Annotated in this window: 16 protein-coding genes; 3 read left to right on the forward strand and 13 right to left on the reverse strand. The window is 64.2% G+C overall.

Going from position 1 to position 16844, the window contains the following annotated elements:
- Positions 1-57: 57 nt before the first annotated feature.
- Entirely contained in the window at positions 58-1266 is a 1209-nt protein-coding gene (locus tag ATO9_RS13605) for a UbiH/UbiF family hydroxylase (protein WP_043750014.1), read from the forward strand.
- 6 nt (positions 1267-1272) lie between these two features.
- Here the strand turns inward: ATO9_RS13605 and ATO9_RS13610 are convergent, their stop codons facing one another.
- Together ATO9_RS13610 and ATO9_RS13615 are read right to left on the reverse strand one after the other, a co-directional pair.
- Positions 1273-1728 (reverse strand): Lrp/AsnC family transcriptional regulator, encoded by a 456-nt coding sequence (locus tag ATO9_RS13610; RefSeq protein WP_043750016.1) that lies wholly within the window; start codon positions 1726-1728, stop codon positions 1273-1275.
- Positions 1725-2180: an Lrp/AsnC family transcriptional regulator gene (locus ATO9_RS13615; protein ID WP_043750019.1), complete on the reverse strand. Its 456-nt coding sequence runs from the start codon at positions 2178-2180 to the stop codon at positions 1725-1727. Before ATO9_RS13615 ends, ATO9_RS13610 begins: the two co-directional genes overlap by 4 nt.
- Before the next feature lie 142 nt (positions 2181-2322).
- Here ATO9_RS13615 and ilvC point away from each other — a divergent pair, with 142 nt between their 5' ends.
- The gene (ilvC, locus tag ATO9_RS13620; protein ID WP_043750504.1) at positions 2323-3345 is read left to right on the forward strand and encodes a ketol-acid reductoisomerase; all 1023 of its coding nucleotides are present in this window, start codon (positions 2323-2325) and stop codon (positions 3343-3345) included.
- Between the two features lie 89 nt (positions 3346-3434).
- On the opposite strand, the gene ATO9_RS13625 is transcribed toward ilvC, so the two are convergent.
- A complete protein-coding gene (locus tag ATO9_RS13625) occupies positions 3435-3629 on the reverse strand; it encodes a hypothetical protein (protein ID WP_043750022.1) in 195 nt (64 codons plus the stop codon).
- A gap of 243 nt (positions 3630-3872) precedes the next feature.
- Between ATO9_RS13625 and ATO9_RS13630 the strand changes: the two genes are divergently transcribed.
- Positions 3873-4436 carry a hemerythrin domain-containing protein gene (locus ATO9_RS13630; protein ID WP_043750024.1) on the forward strand — a complete coding sequence of 188 codons (564 nt, stop codon included), beginning with the start codon at positions 3873-3875 and terminating at the stop codon, positions 4434-4436.
- Between the two features lie 33 nt (positions 4437-4469).
- On the opposite strand, the gene glmM is transcribed toward ATO9_RS13630, so the two are convergent.
- The 10 genes from glmM to ATO9_RS13680 all read right to left on the reverse strand — a co-directional run bounded on the left by glmM (position 4470) and on the right by ATO9_RS13680 (position 16806).
- Positions 4470-5813, reverse strand: a complete 1344-nt coding sequence (gene glmM, locus ATO9_RS13635; RefSeq protein ID WP_043750027.1) for a phosphoglucosamine mutase — start codon at positions 5811-5813, stop codon at positions 4470-4472.
- On the reverse strand, positions 5810-6826 hold the full coding sequence (folP, locus tag ATO9_RS13640; RefSeq protein WP_043750030.1) for a dihydropteroate synthase: 1017 nt from the start codon (positions 6824-6826) through the stop codon (positions 5810-5812). The genes glmM and folP overlap by 4 nt, the downstream gene beginning before the upstream one ends.
- Positions 6823-7743, reverse strand: coding sequence for a dihydroneopterin aldolase (locus ATO9_RS13645; protein WP_043750031.1), 921 nt, complete (start codon positions 7741-7743; stop codon positions 6823-6825). The genes folP and ATO9_RS13645 overlap by 4 nt, the downstream gene beginning before the upstream one ends.
- A gap of 103 nt (positions 7744-7846) precedes the next feature.
- Positions 7847-8458, reverse strand: a complete 612-nt coding sequence (locus tag ATO9_RS13650; RefSeq protein ID WP_238318762.1) for a cell wall hydrolase — start codon at positions 8456-8458, stop codon at positions 7847-7849.
- A gap of 193 nt (positions 8459-8651) precedes the next feature.
- Positions 8652-11246 (reverse strand): putative PEP-binding protein, encoded by a 2595-nt coding sequence (locus ATO9_RS13655; protein WP_081979580.1) that lies wholly within the window; start codon positions 11244-11246, stop codon positions 8652-8654.
- Positions 11247-11276: 30 nt separating this feature from the next.
- The gene (gene glyS, locus ATO9_RS13660; protein ID WP_043750040.1) at positions 11277-13502 is read right to left on the reverse strand and encodes a glycine--tRNA ligase subunit beta; all 2226 of its coding nucleotides are present in this window, start codon (positions 13500-13502) and stop codon (positions 11277-11279) included.
- Positions 13503-13638: 136 nt separating this feature from the next.
- A complete protein-coding gene (locus tag ATO9_RS13665) occupies positions 13639-14514 on the reverse strand; it encodes a DUF1206 domain-containing protein (protein WP_043750043.1) in 876 nt (291 codons plus the stop codon).
- A 115-nt stretch (positions 14515-14629) separates the two neighbouring features.
- Positions 14630-15145, reverse strand: coding sequence for a DUF6446 family protein (locus ATO9_RS13670; protein WP_043750046.1), 516 nt, complete (start codon positions 15143-15145; stop codon positions 14630-14632).
- Entirely contained in the window at positions 15145-15849 is a 705-nt protein-coding gene (locus ATO9_RS13675) for an FkbM family methyltransferase (protein WP_043750049.1), read from the reverse strand. Before ATO9_RS13675 ends, ATO9_RS13670 begins: the two co-directional genes overlap by 1 nt.
- An 18-nt stretch (positions 15850-15867) precedes the next feature.
- Entirely contained in the window at positions 15868-16806 is a 939-nt protein-coding gene (locus ATO9_RS13680) for a glycine--tRNA ligase subunit alpha (protein ID WP_043750052.1), read from the reverse strand.
- Positions 16807-16844: the final 38 nt, after the last annotated feature.

Raw genomic sequence — 16844 nt, forward strand, 5'->3', positions numbered from 1 at the left:
GCTTTGCCGCTTTGCCCCGCACGTCGTGGGACGTATCTAGACGGCAGGAGGCACGTCATGACCGACAAGGATATCATCGTTTCGGGCGGCGGCGTCGCGGGCCTGACCGCCGCCGCGCTCTTTGGCAGCCACGGATTTTCCGTCCTGCTCTGCGACCCCGCCCCGCCAGTGACGGAGGGAGAGGCCGAGGGCGCAGACCTGCGCACCACCGCTTTCCTGCAGCCCGCCCGCGCCCTTCTGGAAGATGCGGGTTTGTGGAACCGTCTGTCCGATCACGCGGCGCCGCTTCAGATCATGCGCATCGTCGATGCCGGCGGTGAAACGCCCGAACCGCGGGTCGTGCGGGATTTCGACGCCGCTGACATCTCCTCGGGTCCGTTTGGTTGGAACCTGCCCAACTGGTTGCTGCGCCGCGAGATGGTGGCGCGACTGGAAGAACTTCCGAACGTGGAGTTCCGCCCCGGAACCGGGACGTCCACCCTGCTGACGCGTGAACGCGAGGCGCTGGTCGGGCTGAGCGACGGCACACGTCTGCGCAGCCGGTTGGTCATTGCCGCCGACGGCCGGAACTCGCCAATGCGGGAGGCTGCGGGCATTGGCGTACGCACCACCCGTTACGGACAGAAGGCGCTGGCCTTCGCCGTCACCCACCCGATACCGCATGACAACGTGTCGACCGAAATCCATCGCTCCGGCGGGCCCTTCACATTGGTCCCCCTGCCCGACCGCGACGGCATGCCCTGCTCTGCCATCGTGTGGATGGAAGACGGCCCGGAGGCCCTGCGCCTGTCCAAGCTTTCGAAAGAAGAATTCGAGGCGGCGATGATGGAAAGGTCCTGCGGCCTGTTCGGCCCGCTGACCCTCGTCACCCGGCGCACCGTCTGGCCGATCATCACCCAGGTTGCCGACCACATGGCCGGCCAGCGCATCGCCCTGATCGCGGAGGCCGCCCATGTCGTGCCGCCCATCGGCGCGCAGGGACTGAACATGTCGCTCGGAGATCTGCGCGTGTTGCGCGATCTGGCCGTGGCTGACCCGGAAGGACTGGGCAATGCCGCCATGCTCGACGCTTTCGAAAAGCGCCGCCATACGGAGGTCCGCCTGCGCGCCATGGGGATCGACGCGCTCAACCGGGCTTCGCAATTGTCGCTGCAGCCTTTGCGCGACCTGCGGGCGGCGGGGCTGTCGGCCCTCTATGGGTCGGCCCCGGTGCGGCGCATGCTGATGCAGATGGGTTTGGGCGCGCGCGGCGAACCCGCCAGTTGACCCGGGTCAGAGCGGCCCGGATAGCCGCTCTTCCGACAGCATGACATTGGCATCCACGTTGCCGACCCCCGGCAACGTCATGATCCGCCGTCGCAGCACCCGTTCGAAATCCGCAATATCCCGCGCGGTGACGCGCAGCCGGTAATCGTAAAGGCCCAGGACATGCTCTACCGTCTGGACCTCGGGAATGGCGCTGACGGCACGCTCGAAATCGGCCAGGCTGACGCGCCCCTTGGTGCCCAGCTTCACTCCCAGGAAGACGGTGACGCCAAAGCCCAGCTTGGCCAGGTCGAGGTCCAGCCGCGTGCCTGCCAGCACCCCAGCCTCTTCCAGCCGCTGAACCCGACGCCAGGCGGCGGGTTGAGACAGGCCCACTCGCTTGCCCAGGACCGAGGCCGATAATCCCGCCTCTTCGGACAGGGCACGCAGGATGGCGCGGTCGATATCGTCCAGCTCGATCATAGGGGCACCGTCTCATCCGTCTTGATCCGCGCCACATGCATCAATGCCTCTAGGTCGGTGATATGCGGCAGCGTCAGAATGCGGTCCCGGTACAGCGCGTGGTAGTGCTCCAGATCACGGGCGATCAGCCCCAACCGCACATCCACCTGCCCCAGGAAGGTCTGGATCTCCAGCACCTCGGGGATTTGCCGGGCCTCTGCCGCGAATTCGTCGAAGGCGCGCGGCACCGTCTTGTCCAGCGTCACCCGCAACGACACCTCGACAGCGTAGCCAAGGGCCCGCCAGTCGATTACCGCCCGCGCACCGCGCAGCACGCCGCGTTCGCGCAGCCGCTCCAGCCGCCGCCAGCAGGTTGCAGGCGTGACCCCGGCCCGTTCGGCCAATTCTGCACCGCTCAGCGACGGGTCCGCCTGAAGCTGACGGAGTATGCGCCGATCCGTATCGTCAAGCATGATCCATTCACCGAACCTACAACACGTGAATACATTTACCGGAAAATCGCAAAAAACCGCGACGATTGAAAGGCGTTTCCCGCAGAACCTTCTATTCTGCCGCCATCCCGCCGACCCCGGCGGCCATTTCGGAGGAAAGATCATGCGCGTTTACTACGACCGCGACTGCGACATCAATCTCATCAAGGACAAGAAGGTTGCCATCCTGGGCTACGGCTCCCAAGGCCACGCCCATGCGCTGAACCTGCGCGACAGCGGCGCCAAGAACCTCGTCGTTGCCCTGCGCGAAGGCTCCGCCTCCGCCAAGAAGGCCGAAGCAGAGGGCCTGCAGGTCATGGGCATCGCCGAGGCCGCGGCCTGGTGCGACCTGATCATGTTCACCATGCCCGATGAACTTCAGGCCGAGACCTACAAGAAATACGTCCACGACAACCTGAAGGAAGGCGCTGCCATTGCCTTCGCCCACGGCCTGAACGTGCATTTCGGCCTGATCGAGCCGAAGCCCGGCGTCGACGTCATCATGATGGCCCCCAAGGGCCCCGGCCACACCGTGCGCGGCGAATACACCAAGGGCGGCGGCGTGCCCTGCCTCGTGGCCGTCCACCAGGACGCCTCCGGCAAGGCGTTGGAACTGGGCCTGTCCTATTGCTCTGCCATCGGTGGCGGCCGCTCGGGCATCATCGAAACCAACTTCCGTGAAGAATGCGAAACCGACCTCTTCGGTGAGCAGGCCGTTCTCTGTGGTGGCCTGGTCGAGCTGATCCGCATGGGCTTCGAAACCCTGGTCGAAGCCGGCTACGCACCGGAAATGGCCTATTTCGAGTGCCTGCACGAAGTGAAGCTGATCGTGGACCTGATCTACGAAGGCGGCATCGCGAACATGAACTACTCGATCTCGAACACCGCCGAGTACGGCGAATACGTGTCCGGCCCGCGCGTCCTGCCCTACGACGAAACCAAGGCGTCGATGAAGGCAATCCTGCGCGACATCCAGACCGGCAAGTTCGTGCGTGACTTCATGCAGGAAAATGCCGTTGGCCAGCCCTTCTTCAAGGGCACCCGCCGCCTGAACGACGAACACCAGATCGAACAAGTCGGTGAAAAGCTGCGCGAGATGATGCCCTGGATCTCGGCCGGCAAGATGGTCGACAAGGAAAAGAACTGATCCCGCGACACAATCGCATCACAAGATCGAAACGGCCTCGCAAGGGGCCGTTTTTTTGTCCGGATGACCGCGGCGCGGTCCGACCGGTTTCAGATGTCGACGCCCGGCTTCAGCCGATAGGCCGCGTCGATCTTGGGTGCGTCGGTGCACCATTTCTCGCCGTTGGAAATCCAGATCGCGTCGCGGGTTTCCGCCTTTACGACGATCCGGTCCTCGCCCATCACCACTATGTCCTGTGGAAGCAGGTTGAGGAAAAGAAGTAGAGCTTCGGTTGTCAGGCACATCAGAGGGCCTCCTTCGCGGATGGTTCCCCCCTTGCCACAAAGGTGCAGCAAAAGCGGACGTCTGGCCAGAGAGGCGACGACATATGGTATCGCCCGGCGGCCCAGCCCCTCGATATCGTTGAGAACCGCCTAAACTTCCGGCAGCCTGCGCGGAGAAGCTTAAGATTAACTATACCGAACGCACATGGCGGCCAGTCGATTTGTTATGCTGTAACGCCTCCTATCACTCTCCATATCCGCCGCATGACCCACACGATCCCTCTCAGACAGGGCCTGCCGGACGAGATGCAGGTTCTGCTTCGGGCCTATCCGCGCGACACTTGGCCGGATCACCCGAACTTCGCCCGCTCCGTCCGCAACTGGATGGGCGCCCATGAAACCTTTCGCGCCCTGTCGGGCTATGTGCTGGACGACACGGAGGCTTACCTCGACCGCCGTCTCGACGATCAGGACTACGCCGCGCGCCTGGCCAAATACGGTCATGTGCTGGTGCGAAACTTGCATGGCCACCACCATTGGGAGGATACCAAGTTCTTTCCCGAGCTTGGCGCGGCAGAGCGTAACCTGATCCCCGGCCTCGACCTGTTGGAGGCCGATCACACCGCGCTCGACGCGACGCTTGAAAGGTTCACCCGCTCGGCCAATCGCGTCGTGCAACTGGCGCAACTGTCACCAGCCGACATGTCGCCCGAGGTGCCAGAGGTGCATGACAGCGCCCGCGACATCGCGGCCTTGCTGGACAGGCATCTGTCGGACGAAGAAGACCTGGTCGTGCCGATCATCCTGCACCACCAGTTGCGGCGATAACCATGGGCGGAGGCGGATCAGCCTCCGCCACCCTCAGGCAACGGCCTGCACGGCTGCGCAGATCTCGTCCACGACCTCGCGCATCAGGGTCTCGTCGTCGCATTCCGCCATGACCCGGATCAGCGGTTCGGTCCCAGACTTGCGGATCACCAGACGTCCCCGCCCGGCCAGCCGCTTTTCCCCGACCTCGATCGCGGCACGAACGTCATCGGCCTCCAGCGGCAGCGCACCTTCCGAGAAACGCACATTGCTCAGCATCTGCGGCACGCGGTCGAATTGTTTCACCAGCTCCGATGCTTTCTGGCCGGTCTGCACCATGTCCGCGACAACCTGCAAGGCGGCCATCAGGCCATCCCCGGTCGTCGCGTAGTCGGTCATCACGATATGACCCGATTGCTCACCGCCCAGGTTGAAGCCACCCTCGCGCATCCGTTCGACCACGTAGCGGTCACCAACCTTGGTCCGCTCCAGGCGCAGGCCATGGCCGCGCAGGAAATGCTCCAGGCCCAGGTTCGACATCACGGTCGCCACCAGCGCCCCGCCCTTCAGCCGGCCCTGTTCGGACCAGCGCCGGGCCAGCAGGGCCATGATCTGGTCGCCGTCGGCAATAGTGCCGGTCTCGTCGATCAAAATCACACGGTCCGCATCGCCATCGAGGCAGATACCGATATCCGCGCCATGGGCGACGACCGCCTGGGCGGCCACGTCCGGATGGGTCGATCCGCATTTCGCGTTGATGTTGAACCCGTTCGGGTCCACGCCGACCGGCACGACGTCGGCGCCCAGTTCCCATAGGACTTCAGGCGCCGTGCGATAGGCCGCGCCATTGGCGCAATCGATGACGATCTTGATCCCGTCGAGGCGCATTCCATAGGGCAGCGTGGTCTTCAATCGTTCATTATACCGGAATCGGCCGTCGTAGATGTGCTTGGCCCGCCCGATATTCGCGGCCTGGGCCGGTTCGACACCATCGCGCACCAGCGCCTCGATCGTCGTCTCGGCCTCGTCCGACAGCTTGAAGCCGTCGGGGCCGAAAAACTTGATCCCGTTATCCTCGGCCGGATTGTGACTTGCAGAGATCATGACGCCCAGATCGGCCCGCATCGACGAGGTCAGCAACCCAACCGCGGGGGTCGGCACCGGCCCCAGCAACAGCACGTTCATGCCGGTCGAGGTCAGACCCGCCGTCAGCGCGTTCTCGAACATGTACCCGGACAGGCGGGTATCCTTGCCGATCACCACGCGATGCGCGCGGCTTTGATCACGGCGGAAATACCGACCCGCAGCCGCCCCGATCTTCAGGGCCAGCTCTGCCGTCATGGGATGTGAATTGGCGCGGCCACGCACCCCATCGGTTCCGAACAATTCCCGCATCATGCGTCCTTTTCTTCGTATCCGGCCGTCATGGCCAGGTGCAGCCGCAGGGCCTGAGCGGTCTCCGCGCTGTCATGCACCCGGATGATCTGCGCCCCCTGCGCCGCCGCCATCAGGGCCACGGCCAGCGATCCCGGCATGCGCGTCTTCGCGTCCTCTGCCCCGCCGATCGTGCCGATGAAGCGTTTGCGCGACGCGCCCAGAAGCACCGGACAGCCCAGATCGTGAAAGGCCGACAGCCCCCGCAACAAGGTCAGGTTATGGGGCAAGCGCTTGCCAAATCCAATGCCCGGATCAACGATGATCCGGCTGCGCTCGATTCCCGCCCGCTCGGCAACCTCAACCCGCGCCTCCAGCGCCTCCAGCACCTCGACCAGAACATCTGCATATCGCGGGTCCTGCTGCATCACGTCCGGCGTGCCAGAGGCATGCATGAGGCAGACCGGCACTCCGCTTTCGGCAACAAACGGAGCCATCTCCGGGTCGAACCCGAGGGCCGAGACATCGTTGACCATGTCGGCCCCGGCCGCCAGCGCGGCCCGTGCCACCGCCGCCTTCCGGGTGTCGATACTGATGGGAAGGCTGATGCCCGCGGCGCGCAATGTCTCGATCACCGGGACGGTCCGGCGGATTTCCTCGTCTACCGGCACTTCTTCGGCTCCGGGCCGCGTGGATTCGCCGCCGATATCCAGGATGTCCGCGCTTTCGGCCAGACGACGAGCCTGGATGACCGCCGCATCCAGCCCCGAATGATCTCCGCCGTCCGAGAAACTGTCAGGGGTCACGTTCAGGATCGCCATGACACGGGGGCGATCCATCGACAGACCGCAGATATCGGAGCGTACAGTGCTCAACCGGGCCTGATGCGTCTCGGGTAGCGCCTCGGACGGCATGACATGGCCACGGTGTTCGGCGCGGATCGGTTCGACAGAGGCAAACCGCGCATGGGCCTGTCCGGCCAGCGGCAAGCCAACCGGATCAGTTCCGGCGGTAACAATCGGGCGGAACCAGCTCACGCCATGACCTCCGGCGCCAGATGGCGGACGGGGACGGCATCGGCGTCGGCCACATCGCCTTCGGTCAGGACAAGCTCTGCCGCCTCCAATTCCTGCGCCAGCCAATAGGCCAACTCGGAAGGTCCGGCCGACACAGCCGGACCGTCCACCGCGTCCAGAACCATCTTGGACGGCGCCCAGACGCTCACTTGGCCGTTCTTCATCGCCCAGTCGAGCTCTGTGCGGCTGTTGACGACAACGCAGCGCCGGTCGCGTCCGGCCAGCACCCAGGCGTTCTGTTCGATCGCCAGAAGGTCGATCCGCCTTTGGGCCAGGGCGGCCGCGGATTGCGGTGCAGGCAGTTCGGACGGACCACAGGCGAGGATCAGTGGAACCTCCTGTGCCGTCATCCCGTCCAGCCAGGCCGACAGGCCCTCTGCCATGATCGCGGCATTACCAAGGAACACGATGCGGGGCGGTATGGCGTGCCCCTGCTGTTCCGGGGCAAGCGGCTGCGCATCCTCGGCGCTGCGCATGATCTCGACCCCCAGAGCCCCTGCCCCGCGATCTAGTTTCTCGATCCGCACGAAGACGCGCTCGGCCTGTGGTTCGATCAGGATACGGGCGGCGACACGCTCGGCCAGCGTTTCAAGCAGGTTCAGACGTTCTTCACTCAGCTCGGCCTCGATCGCCTCGGTCACCTTGTCGTAGGACAGGATGCGATCCACGTCGTCGGCAATCGGCTGATCGGCCGAGACGACTTCGACCACCACGTTGAACCGCAGCCGTTGCGTGTGGCCGCGTTCCGCCTGGAACGCCCCGATCTCAACTTCGGTGATGTAGTCGCGCAGAGAAATCCTGTCCCGCGGCTCGGCCCCGGCCAGCGCTTCCGCGCGTTCGATCGGATGGCCGAAAGCCTGTGAAACGCGGTCGCTCATGGAACCCCTCCCGTCCGTCTTGCGGGCGGGATACATCGGTGGACGGGGAATGGCAAAGGGAGGCGCGGCATCGCAGCGCCCGTTTGCGGCAATTGCCGTGTCGTCAGTTCTGGGACAGGCGGGTGTGGCGGCGGTAGAAGTGGTGCACGCCAATGGTCGTCGTGCGGGCGAACTTGCGGGCCCAGGACGGCGACACGTTATGAGTGTGGTAGTAGGTAGCCCCGTCGGTCAGCGGACGATCCGCACCACGGGCCATCAGGCTGGCCACCTTGGAGACCTGCGCATAGGCCGCCGGTTCACCGATATGTTCGGGGTGACCATCGCAGGTGTAGGTGAACTGGCACGCGTACTTGCGCCCGGTTCCCTGGTGGATCACGCCGCAGATCGAGTTGGGGAAGGACGGGCTGTCGACACGGTTCATGATGACCTCTGCCACCGCGAACTGCCCGACAACACTTTCGCCGCGCGCCTCGAAGTAAAGCGCCTCCGCGAGGCACGACGCCTGCTCGGTCAGCGACGCCTTCGGCTGTTTGGAAAGCCATTTGCGGGAGTAGTCGATCTTCTGCGTCTTGCGCGCCTTGGGCCGAATCTCGCGGATCGCGCTGGTATCCAGCAGCGACGCAAGCTTGTCGGACCCCATGGCGTTGAGGCCCATTTTTTCAGCACTGGCGATGTCATCCGCGGTGTTTTCCGCGGCGGCGGCGCTCGCGAGCATCAAAAATGCCCCCAGCAAGATACCAATTCTCATTGTCTACGGCCCCGTATGTTCCGGCGTCCCTTTAACCTTAATGAAACGTCGCCTAGCGGAAATGATCGCGACGGTCCAGTCGGGGGGTCTTCTGACTGATCACACTTACTCGAATGTTAACCCGGAACCAGAAAGTGTGCCGGGCGTTTTCCCTTTTACATCAATCCGTTTCGCCCAACTTGTCTCTTACGCATAGCTGGGCTGCAGCAAGCCGCGCGACGGGCACGCGGAAGGGGGAACAGCTGACATAGTCGAACCCTGCCTTGCGACAGAAGGCAATTGATTCGGGGTTGCCTCCGTGTTCACCACAGATGGAAAGCACAAGATCCTTTCGCGCTTCGCGGCCCCGGCTGGCTCCCATCTGCAACAGTTCTCCGACGCCGTCGGCGTCCAGACGGTGGAACGGATCTTCGACGAAAACGCCCTGCTGGACATACTCTTTCATGAACCGCCCCGCATCGTCGCGCGACAGGCCGTAAGTCATCTGGGTCAGGTCGTTGGTGCCGAAAGACAGGAAGGCCGCGTGGGGCGCGATTTCACCGGCGCGGAGCGCGGCGCGCGGGGTCTCGACCATCACGCCCAGCCGGTAGTCGAAATCCCGTCCCGTGGCGGTCCGCACCTCGGCGGCAACGGTTTCGACCCGCGTCTTGACCAGTTCGACTTCGCGTTTCGCCGACACCAGCGGGATCATGATCTCCGGCACGACCAGCGCGCCTTCGCGGCTTGCCTCCAGCGTCGCCTCGAAGATCGCGCGGGCCTGCATGTCGTAGATTTCGGGCATGGTGATGCCCAGTCGCACACCACGCATCCCGAGCATCGGGTTGTGTTCGGCCAGTTCCTCCACCCGGTGGGTCACTTCGGACAAAGGCCGGTCCAGCGATTCCGCAAGCGAGCGCATACCGTCCCGCGTGTTGGGCAGGAATTCATGCAGCGGCGGGTCGAACAGGCGGATGCAGACCGGATGACCCTGCATGATCCGGAACAGTTCAAGGAAGTCGGCCTTCTGCATCGGCAGAAGCTGATCCAGCGCCGCCCGCCGGTCGGCAGAGCGTGAGGCAAAGATCATCTCGCGCATCACGGTCAGACGGTCGGCCTCGAAGAACATGTGCTCCGTCCGGCACAGGCCGATCCCCTCGGCCTTGAAATCGCGGGCCTGCTTGGCATCCGCCGGCGTGTCGGCGTTGGCCCGAACCCCGATATCGCGAAACGCGTCCGCCCAGGTCATCAGCGTCTGAAACGCGTCGTCCTGCGCCGCTTCAAGCAGCGGCGCGGCCCCGTCCAGAACCTGCCCGTTGGTGCCATCGACGGTGATCTGGTCGCCCTCGCGGAAGGTACGTCCATCCGGCGTCGTCACGCATTTGCGTTTCACGTTGAACACCAGGTCCGACGCCCCGACGACGCAGGGTAGCCCCAGGCCGCGACCGATCACGGCAGCGTGGCTGGTCACCCCTCCCCTCTCAGTCACGACGGCGACAGCGGCATGCATGCCGCGGATGTCTTCCGGGGTGGTCTCCCGACGGATCAGCACGCAGGCCTCGTCCCGCGCGGCCGAGGCCTGGGCCGCGGCGGCCGAAAACACGATCTTGCCCGATGCAGCGCCCGGGCTGGCCGCAATGCCGCGGGCAATCACCACGCGTTCGGCATCCGGGTCCACTTGGCGGTGAAGCATCTCGTTCAGCGCGCGCGGTTCGACCCGCAAAATCGCCTCTTCGGGCGGGATCACCTTGTCATCGGCCAGCGACACGGCAATCCGAACCGCAGCGCGAGAGCTTCGGTTGATGCGCACCCCGTCCAGCACATGGACTTGGCCGTTTTCGATGGTGAACTCGGTCTGCATCTCCTCGCGCAGCTTCCGGCGCATCAGCTTGGTGCACTCGATCAGCTGGGCGAAAGCCTCCGGTGCCAGTTCCTCAAGCGAGGGACCGCGCGGGTCCTTTGCCAGGTAGATCGACTGGCCTTCCTTGCGCAGAGCCTCACGCCCCTGGCTCTGGCTACGATACCGTCCGGTGATCTTCGGCAGCCCGGTGGCAGAGCTGACGAGCTGGATCACCCCGGACCCGCATTCGCCCTTGCCCAGCCCGATCGCCATCTCCTGCACGACCAAACCCAGCCCCGCATCTGCCGGCGCGCCCTTGGCCTGGCGCAACAGCCGCGCCGTCGTGCCTTCCCATGCCCGCGCCATGGAGCGCAGAACGCCGCTAAGTTGAACCGCAGGATCCTGCGGGAAGGGTTCTTCAGTTTCGTCCTCATAGGCCGACAGCGCCTGTTGAAGGGCCTCGCGGCCCGTCATCGGCAATTCGTCGAACATGTCCGGATCAAGCCGCGCCACGTGAGTCGAATAGCCCTGAACGAAGCGGATATAGAGAGACGTGGCCGCCTCCACTCCGATCCGATCGCACATGTCGACATAAAGCGCGTCGTTCATGCCGACATTCAGAACGGCCCCGGGCCCGCCCCAGTCCGGATCTTCGGAAGACGGCCGGACGCAAAGCAGCGGCTGCTCTCCGAAATGGCCCAAAAGCTCTGCCATATCGGGGAGCTTTCCAGCAGCGATATCATGGACTTGCGCGAAGGACAGCGCGACCGTGCGCGGCACGGGAAGATCAAGCCGGACAAGGCGCTGCAGACATTTCGCCCGCCCGCCATGGCTGCTCGTCGCGATCGGCGCGGTTTCGGTGATCAGGGTCGGGTTCGACGTCTTTTGCTGCACTGCGGCGGTCCTTCTGGTCGGGGCAGAATACGCCGCTTGTTCCATGGAGCAAGGAAAAGGTTTGAAGGGCCGGGATCAGCCCTCCAGACGCGTCAGATCGGCGACCGACAGGCAAGTCGAGCGGATCGTCGACAACAAATTCAAACGGTTACGGCGCACCACATCATTGTCGGCATTGATCTGCACAGCCTCGAAAAAGGCGTCGATCGGCCCGCGCAGGCCGGCCATTGCAGACATCGCGGTTGCGAAATCCTCGGCTGCCAGTGCTGCATCGATCCGCGGTTTGGCATCGGTCAGCGCGTCGAACAGTGCGGTCTCGGTCGGGTCCTCGGCAAATTTCGGGTCGGCCCCGAATTCATACGCGACACCGTCCTTCTCCTCGGCCTGGCCAAGGATGTTGTTGGCGCGTTTGAAGCCCTGAACCAGATTTTCCCCGTCCTCGGTCTTCAGAACGGCGCCGAGGGCCTGGGCACGGGCGACCAGCAGAACGATATCATCGCTTCCCGGACGCGCGAGGCAGGCGTCGATCACGTCATGACGCAGCCCCTCGTCGCGCAGATGCACTTTCAGACGGTCATGGAAGAAGGACAGCAGGTCGGTCGAGGCATCCGGCACCTCGGTCTCCAGCCGCGCAAGCAGCGGCGCTTCGCCGTCGACCTTGTCGCGGATCGCGCGCAGGGCGGCACCAAAGACGCCATGTTCGGCGATCTCGTCCACCAGCGCCTTGAGCGCCGAAAGCTGGGTGTCGCCGGCATCGTCGTTCAGCTTGATGTTGTGGCGCACCAGTTGCAGGTCGAAATACTGGTCCAGCGGCAACCTCGCCTGCGAGTCCAAAAGGATGCGGATCACGCCAAGCGCGGCCCGGCGCAATGCGAACGGATCCTTCGACCCGGTGGGCTTCTCGTCGATGGCCCAGAACCCGGTCAGCGTGTCGATCTTGTCGGCCAACGCCACGATGCGCGACACTGCGGCCTCGGGCACGGCATCGGTCGGCCCCAGCGGCGAGTAATGGTCCTGCGCGGCGGCGGCGACCGCATCAGGCAGGCCCGCCGCCTCGGCGTAGTAGCGGCCCATAAGCCCTTGAAGTTCCGGGAACTCATAGACCATTTCCGAGGACAGGTCGGCCTTGGCCAGGCGCGCCGCCTGCTCTGCCAGATCGGCATCGGCGCCCATCACCGGGGCCAGGTCCCGCGCCAGTGCGGCAATCCTGTCGATCCGCTCCGCCTGAGAGCCAAGGCGATTGTGGAAGGTCACATTGGTCAGCTGTTCGGTCCAGGCGGTCATGCCCGCCTTGGCAATCCGCAGGTCGTTTTCCCAGAAGAACTTCGCATCCGACAGGCGCGCCGCCAGAACCTTCTGGTTCCCTGCCAGGATCGTCGCCCCGTCATCGCGGGTTTCGCGGTTCGCGACGGTGATGAACCGCTCGATCCGCCCGGTCTTCGGATTCTTCACAGAGAAGAATTTCTGATGCTCTTTCATGGAGGTCTGCAGCACCTCGGGCGGCAGGTCCAGGAAGTCGGCGCCGATCTCGCCCATCAGCACGACGGGCCATTCGACAAGGCCGGCAACCTCGGACAAGAGCCCCTTGTCCTCGACAACTTCCAACCCGGCGGCGAAGGCCTGGTTGGTGGCATCCTGCCAGATATGGTCGGCCCGTTCCTGTGCGTCCAGGATCACCGAGCGGCGCTTCAGCTCTGCCGCGTAACCCTCGAAATTCGTGACGGAAAAACGGCCTGGCGCCATGAAGCGGTGGCCTTCGGACGTGTCAGTCGTGCTCAGGCCTTCAACCTCCATCGGCACGACGGTCGCACCGGATTCATCGCTGAGAATGCAGAGGATGGAGTGGAGCGGACGCACCCATTTCAGACGGGAATTGCCCCAACGCATCGACTTTGGCCAAGGGAAATTGCGAATAACCGAGGAAAGCACCTCTGCCACGATATCGGCGGCGGGACGGCCCGGTTTTTCGATCACCGCGAAGTAGACCTCACCCTTCTTGTCGTCGCGCACCTGAAGGTCCTCGCGGGTGACACCCGCGCCACGCAGGAAGCCCTCGATCGCCTTCTCGGGCGCATCGGTGCGGGGGCCCTTGCGCTCTTCCCTCAGCGTCGGAGAGTCGGACAGCAATCCGTCGACGGCCAAGGCCAGGCGGCGGGGCGTGTGGAAGGCTGCAGCACCGGCATAGGTCAGACCGGCCTCGACCAGGCCATCGGTCACACGCGCCTTCAGGTCCTCGGCGGCGCGCGCCTGCATCCGCGCAGGGATTTCTTCGGAGAAGAGTTCGATCAGAAGATCGGGCATATCAGTCCATCCAGCCAAGCGTGCGGCGCGGAACCGATCGCGGCTCCGCGCCCTGTTGCCGGAGGGCATACCTAAGCCGGGCAGGAGCGTCCATAGAGGGCGGCAAAATTCCCTGAACTATGCACGCGGCAAGGGCTCAGCCGACCTGGCTGGCCACTCGATGCCCCTCGCGCCGGGCCTTCGCCTTCGCCTTGGTCGCCAGTGTCTGCACGTCGTCGCCCGCGCGAGCCGGGACGATGCGATAGCGCGCCTCGACAAAGCAATAGACCGCAAAGCCCAGCAGGCCGACGCCCAGCACGGCCAGCAGCAATTGACCGTGAGGTTGGCTGCGCACGGCCTCAAACGCCTGGGTCATGCCCTGCGCGTCGCTCGGATCCGACGTCCAGCCGGCATAGCAGAGGAACCCGCCGATGATCGCGATGACGATGCCATGGGCGATCAGACCGGCCTTCACCATCGGGTCAAGCTTCTCGCTTGTCGGGGTCGCGCGCATGTTTTCCTTGTACTTTTCCTTCAGCGCCTTGACGCCGTAATAGCCGCCTGCGCCGATGGTGATGACCCCGGCCCCGATGACCAGCCACTTTCCCATGGGCTGTTGCAGCAGCCAGGAGGCCAGCGTCTGTGTCCCCTGCCCGCCGCCGGACCCGCCCGAACCCATGGCCAGTCGCGCTGCAGTGACCGCCAGACCGGCATAGACCGCGCCGGAAAAGGCCTGACCCAAGCGGGCAATCACGCCCTCGCCATCATGACCACGGCGCTCGAGGTCCATCCCCGCGCATATGAAACGCCACAGCGCGTAGGCGACCAGACCGGCCGACAGCGCAAACAGGATCGCGTTGCCGAAGGGCTCACCCTTGAGCGAGGCAAGCGCCGTACCGGTACCGCCGGCCTGCCCGCCGGTCAGGGCCGCCGACACGACAAGGCCGCCCAGCAGGATGTAGGTGAAACCTCGGGCACTGTATCCGACACGCATCATCGGAACGACCCAGGCGGGGGCACGGGATTGGGACATGGGGGCTCTCCTCTCGGGATCGGTGGCGACCCCAGCTTGGCGAGGCCTTTTGCGACCAATGTCCCGCGGGGTGATCCGGTTCCCGAATTCGTGAGCCCCGTGTGAACGAAGAGCCTTATTCCGAAGGCGGTGGCGGGCAGCCTTCAGGCGCGGGCTGTCCGTCGAACACGACCTCGCCGCAGGCGTTGATCTGATGCCAGACATAACCGCGCCCGTCCGGGAAGATCGCGACGATCCGGTCGATCCCGTAATGGATGTTCTCCACCGACAGGAAGGCCCGGGCGTCATCATCTTCCAGCGCTTCGCCGATCTCTTCGGCGTCGAAACATTCAAACCATCCCGGTGCGTTGAGCGGTTCGGCCCGCGGGTAATCCGCATAGGTGGCCGTGGCCTCGTCCAGCGTAAGCGGTGTCGTGAAGCAGGCCCGGTAGCGGATCGGAGAACTGTCCGCGTCTATCGCCTCGAAATCGGAGATTGGCAGCGGTTCGGTCACGCCATCCGCGCGGGTCAGCACGACGTCATCGCCTTGCGCCTCGATCCGCTCGTAATAGCCGTAGACCTGCAGGTAATAGATACCGCCCCCCGCCGCGAGGGCACAGACGACGATCAGAGCTGCCAGAAACTTTCCCATCAGAGCCAATCCAGATTGACCACGGGCCGCTGAACCCCCTTGGCACGCTTGCGCAGAGCGCGGAAATCAGCGCGCATCTTGGGGTAGTTCACTTCGTGGGTTTCGCAGAAGACATAATCGACACGGTCCCGCTCGGGGCTGTCGAAAAGCGCGTTCATCAACGCGATCTCTCCGCCTTCGATATCCACCTTCATGATGCCGACCTGAAGATCGCGGTCCCGCAGGAAAGCCATGAAGTCGATCACTTCGACCTCGGCCACCGGGGTGGCACCGTCGATATCGGGGCTGTCTGGCACGAGAGTGGAGCTTTGCGACAGTCCCTCGGGATTGTCGGCGTAATCGCGATGGCGGAAGATCTGCATCTTGCCGGGCTTGTCGCTTGCCGCAGCCTCGACCACTTCGACGTTGGACAGATGCGCGGTGTTGCGGCGCAACAGGTCCGCCGTCCAGGGATCGGGTTCAAAGGCGTAGACGAAGGATGCCTTTTCGGCCAGCACCTTGGTGAATTCACCGATATTGGCGCCCAGATCGATTGCGACCTTGCCCTCGGTGGCGGCCTGCGCCGCCTTGAACCGCGCCTCGGTCTTGCGCCAGCGCGACCAGCGATCAAAACGCGCGTTCAGCGCGCCCTCGTCTCCCGGAAGATAGCGCTTCAGCTTGAAGCGGATACGCTCTTTCAGCTTGTAGTCGGTCTTGTGGTCCATGGCGCCCTGCCCTTCCCGCTAGGCCAGTTCCGGCGTCCAGCCGCCAGCCTCTGTCTGCACGAAGGCATCGGCGCATTGCTTGGCCAGCGCGCGCACCCGGCCGATATAGGCCTGGCGTTCCGTGACCGAGATCACGCCCCGCGCATCGAGCAGGTTGAACAGGTGAGACGCCTTGATGCACTGGTCATAGGCCGGATGGGCCATGACGATGCGCTTGCCGGTCTTCGGATCCTCGTGGTCCTGTGACAGGATCGCCTGGCATTCGGCCTCGGCCTCTTCGAAATGCTTCAACAACACGTCGGTGTTGGCGACGTCGAAATTCCAGCGCGAATATTCCTCTTCCGTCTGGCGGAAGACGTCGCCGTATTTCAGCGCGATCGGCGCCTGCGGGTCGTTGTAGGGCATGTCCATCACGTGGTCGATGCCCAGAACGTACATGGCAAGGCGCTCCAGGCCATAGGTCAGTTCTCCGGATACCGGGTGGCAATCATGGCCGCCAACCTGCTGGAAATAGGTGAACTGCGACACTTCCATGCCATCGCACCAGACCTCCCAGCCCAGGCCCCAGGCGCCCAGCGTCGGGCTTTCCCAGTCATCCTCAACAAAGCGGATGTCATGCATTTCCATGTCGATGCCGATCGCCTCGAGCGAACCGAGATACAGGTCCTGCAGGTCCGGCGGCGAGGGTTTGATCAACACCTGGTACTGGTAATAATGCTGCAACCGGTTCGGGTTCTCGCCATAACGGCCATCCGTGGGACGGCGCGACGGCTGCACATAGGCCGCGGCCCAGTTCTTCGACCCAAGCGACCGCAGCGTCGTCGCCGGGTGGAAAGTGCCAGCGCCAACCTCCATGTCGTAGGGCTGCATGATCGCGCAGCCTTTCGCGGCCCAGTAGCTCTGGAGCCTGAGGATGATTTCCTGGAAGGAACGGGGTTTTTCGGCGGTCTGGGCCATGGTCTGTCCTGTCATCCGGGTCTGTCGGGCGGCGCCTG

The organism is Pseudooceanicola atlanticus, from assembly GCF_000768315.1.
In the GTDB taxonomy this organism is placed as follows: domain Bacteria; phylum Pseudomonadota; class Alphaproteobacteria; order Rhodobacterales; family Rhodobacteraceae; genus Pseudooceanicola; species Pseudooceanicola atlanticus.

What these genes read in the sequence shown, in the direction of transcription:
- ATO9_RS13605 (WP_043750014.1), top strand. Translation starts at nt 58, where the DNA reads ATGACCGACAAGGATATCATCGTTTCGGGCGGCGGCGTCGCGGGCCTG.
- ATO9_RS13610 (WP_043750016.1), bottom strand. Translation starts at nt 1,728, where the DNA reads ATGATCGAGCTGGACGATATCGACCGCGCCATCCTGCGTGCCCTGTCC.
- ATO9_RS13615 (WP_043750019.1), bottom strand. Translation starts at nt 2,180, where the DNA reads ATGCTTGACGATACGGATCGGCGCATACTCCGTCAGCTTCAGGCGGAC.
- ilvC (WP_043750504.1), top strand. Translation starts at nt 2,323, where the DNA reads ATGCGCGTTTACTACGACCGCGACTGCGACATCAATCTCATCAAGGAC.
- ATO9_RS13625 (WP_043750022.1), bottom strand. Translation starts at nt 3,629, where the DNA reads ATGTGCCTGACAACCGAAGCTCTACTTCTTTTCCTCAACCTGCTTCCA.
- ATO9_RS13630 (WP_043750024.1), top strand. Translation starts at nt 3,873, where the DNA reads ATGACCCACACGATCCCTCTCAGACAGGGCCTGCCGGACGAGATGCAG.
- glmM (WP_043750027.1), bottom strand. Translation starts at nt 5,813, where the DNA reads ATGATGCGGGAATTGTTCGGAACCGATGGGGTGCGTGGCCGCGCCAAT.
- ATO9_RS13645 (WP_043750031.1), bottom strand. Translation starts at nt 7,743, where the DNA reads ATGAGCGACCGCGTTTCACAGGCTTTCGGCCATCCGATCGAACGCGCG.
- ATO9_RS13650 (WP_238318762.1), bottom strand. Translation starts at nt 8,458, where the DNA reads ATGCTCGCGAGCGCCGCCGCCGCGGAAAACACCGCGGATGACATCGCC.
- ATO9_RS13655 (WP_081979580.1), bottom strand. Translation starts at nt 11,246, where the DNA reads ATGGAACAAGCGGCGTATTCTGCCCCGACCAGAAGGACCGCCGCAGTG.
- glyS (WP_043750040.1), bottom strand. Translation starts at nt 13,502, where the DNA reads ATGCCCGATCTTCTGATCGAACTCTTCTCCGAAGAAATCCCTGCGCGG.
- ATO9_RS13665 (WP_043750043.1), bottom strand. Translation starts at nt 14,514, where the DNA reads ATGTCCCAATCCCGTGCCCCCGCCTGGGTCGTTCCGATGATGCGTGTC.
- ATO9_RS13670 (WP_043750046.1), bottom strand. Translation starts at nt 15,145, where the DNA reads ATGGGAAAGTTTCTGGCAGCTCTGATCGTCGTCTGTGCCCTCGCGGCG.
- ATO9_RS13675 (WP_043750049.1), bottom strand. Translation starts at nt 15,849, where the DNA reads ATGGACCACAAGACCGACTACAAGCTGAAAGAGCGTATCCGCTTCAAG.
- ATO9_RS13680 (WP_043750052.1), bottom strand. Translation starts at nt 16,806, where the DNA reads ATGGCCCAGACCGCCGAAAAACCCCGTTCCTTCCAGGAAATCATCCTC.